Annotated in this window: 1 protein-coding gene; it reads right to left on the bottom strand. The window is 76.4% G+C overall.

The genetic code is table 11. The features are described 5' to 3' along the window. Positions 1-94: 94 nt before the first annotated feature. On the bottom strand, positions 95-1,418 hold a 1,324-nt coding region (gene xylB / locus ACFVJS_RS27945), incomplete at its 5' end, for a xylulokinase (RefSeq protein WP_378886798.1).

Genomic DNA, 1,418 nt, shown 5'->3' on the forward strand with positions numbered 1-1,418 from the left:
GACGTCTCGGCCGACCGGGGTGACGTCTCGGCCGACCGGGGTGACGTCTCGGCCGACCGGGGTGACGTCTCGGCCGACCGGGGTGACGTCTCGGCTAGACGCCTTCGGTCAGGTCGCGGACCTCGGCGTAGCGGGCGCGGACGGCGGGGGCGGGGTCGGCATCGTACGTCTTGGTCCCGGCGAGCTCCCAGGACGGCGGCTCGTCGCCGCCGAGGAGGGTCCAGGCGGCCTGGCGGGCGGCGCCGTCGGCGACGTACTCCCCCGGCTCGGGGACGAGCACGGGGTGGCCGAGGACGACGGGGGCGAGGCGGCGTACGGCCTCGGAGCGGGCTCCGCCGCCGACGAGGAGGACGCGGTTGACCGCGACGCCTTGGGCCTTGAGCGCGTCGATGCCGTCGGCGAGACCACACAGCAGTCCCTCGACGGCCGCGCGCGCCAGGTGGGCGGGCTCGGCGGTCGCGAGGGTCAGACCGTGGATCACCCCTCGGGCCGAGGGACGGTCAGGGGTGCGCTCGCCCTCGAGGTAGGGCACGAGGACGAGGCCGCCCGACCCCGAGGGCGCCGAGAGCGCCAGCCGGGAGAGCTCCTCGTGGCTGACCCCGAGAAGCCGGGTGGTGGCGTCGAGGACGCGCGCGGCGTTGAGGGTCGCGACCAGGGGCAGGTAGCGGCCGGTGGCGTCGGCGAAGCCGGCCACCGTCCCCGAGGCGTCGGAGGTCGGCGTCTCCGAGACCGCGCAGGCCACGCCGGAGGTGCCGATGGAGACGACCACGTCGCCGGGCCGGGCACCCACGCCCAGCGCAGCACCGGCGTTGTCGCCGCAGCCGGGGCCGAGCAGCGCCCCCGCAGGCGTACGTCCCGCCGACGCCGTCGGCGCGAGCACCTCCGGCAGCACGACGTCGTCGCGCCCGAGCGCGCGCTTGAGCAGGTCGCGGCGGTATTCGCCGGTCACCGCGGAGTAGTAGCCGGTGCCGCTGGCGTCGCTGCGGTCCGTACGCAGCGTCTCCAGCCCCTGCGCGCCGCCGAGCTTCCAGGTCAGCCAGTCGTGCGGAAGACAGACCGCCGCGACCCGGGCCGCGGCGTCGGGCTCGTGCTCGGCCAGCCAGCGCAGCTTGGTGGCCGTGAAGCTGGCCACCTGGACAGAGCCGACGGCCTCGGCCCAGGCCGTGGCACCCAGCTCGGTGTTGAGCGCAGCAGCGGCGCCCGCCGAGCGGGTGTCGTTCCACAGCAGGGCGGGGCGTACGACCTCTCCGGCCTCGTCCAGGCAGACCATCCCGTGCTGCTGACCACCGACGGAGACGGCGGCGACGTCGTCGAGCCCGCCGGCCGCCTCCGCGGCCGCCTCGAGCGCGGTCCACCACGCTGCCGGATCCACCTCCGTGCCCTCGGGGTGGGGCGCGGAGCCAGAGCGCACCAGTGCC

The sequence above is a fragment of the Nocardioides sp. NPDC057772 genome, assembly GCF_042798075.1.
In the GTDB taxonomy this organism is placed as follows: domain Bacteria; phylum Actinomycetota; class Actinomycetes; order Propionibacteriales; family Nocardioidaceae; genus Nocardioides.